This is a genomic window from Geothrix rubra (assembly GCF_030268065.1).
Classification (GTDB): Bacteria; Acidobacteriota; Holophagae; order Holophagales; family Holophagaceae; genus Geothrix; species Geothrix rubra.
Genome location: NZ_BSDD01000016.1, coordinates 1 through 1,205 on the forward strand (window position 1 = coordinate 1; position 1,205 = coordinate 1,205).

The following is a 1,205-nucleotide window of genomic DNA, read 5'->3' on the forward strand; positions in this document are numbered from 1 at the left end:
GACTGGTTGACCGATCCGCCCGTGACCGCACGGCTCGCCAGCGTCCCCAGGCTCGCCTTGTAGGGCGTCAGGTCCACCACGTAGATCATCGACCGCGCCGACGCGTCCAGCCGGGACCAGTTCGGGTCCGTGCCGTCCACGAGGTGCGCCGAGGAACCGCTCAGCACCACCCCGCCGACCAGCCGCGGCGTCTCGTTGGGATAGGCGTCCCACTCGACGGGGTTCGCCGCCGATCCGGAATCCGCCGATCCGAGGGTGAAGGAACTGCTACGCGGGTAGATGCCTCCCCGCAGGAGCACACGCAGCACCCCGGGGCTCGTCCGGCTCGCGTTCTGGATGATCGTCCGCGCGCCCTCCAGCGTCGTCGGCGCCGCCAGCGTCCCCGGATTCCCCAACACTCCGTTCGGCGCCACGATCACTCCGGTCGGGACGGCGACCGTCTGGACGGTGACCGCCGAGGAGGCACTCTTCGTCCCATCGGCGGCGCTGACGGCCGTGATGGTGTGGGTGCCCGCCACGGTGGGAGCCGTGTAGACGGCCGAATTCCCGGTCACCGCGAGCGTACCCACGGTGGTGTTGCCGTTCGCCACGCCATCCACGGTCCAGGTGACCGCCGTGTTGGTCGCACCTGAGACGGTGGCCGTCAGGGAGAGGGTCGCGGAGACGTTCACCGTGGCGGAGGCCGGGCTCAGGGTCACGGAGACCGGAGCCGGAGCCAGCACATTGATGGCACTGGAGGCCGTCGCAGCCGGACTGGCGGCGCTGGTGGCGACCACGGTGTGGGTGCCCGAGGTCGAAGGCGCGGTGTAGGTGACGGTGTTCCCGGAACCCGAGATCGTTCCCGCCGTGGCGTTGCCGTTCGTCACGCCGTCCACCGTCCAGGTGACCGCCGTGTTCGTGGTGCCCGAGACCGAGGCCGTGAGGGAGACGGTGCTGCCCGTATTGAGGCTGGCGGAGGCCGGGCTCACGGAGACCGAGACGGGGGCCTGGACCGCGACCGACGCGGAGGCGCTCTTGCTGGTGTCCGCCACGCTCGTGGCCTTGACAGCATGGCTCCCCGCCGCCGAAGGCGCGGTGTAGGTGACGGTGTTCCCGGTCCCGGTGATCGTTCCCACGGTGGCGCTGCCGCCCGCGAGGCCGTCCACCGTCCAGGTGACCGCCGTGTTGGTCGAACCCGAGACCGTGGCCGTGAGGGACACGGTGCC

General features: G+C 71.0%; 1 protein-coding gene. It reads right to left on the bottom strand.

Annotation, left to right across the window (positions count from 1 at the left end; genetic code table 11):
* Positions 1-1,205 (bottom strand): hypothetical protein (locus tag QSJ33_RS15565; protein WP_285727898.1); only part of this gene is annotated, 1,205 nt, incomplete at both ends.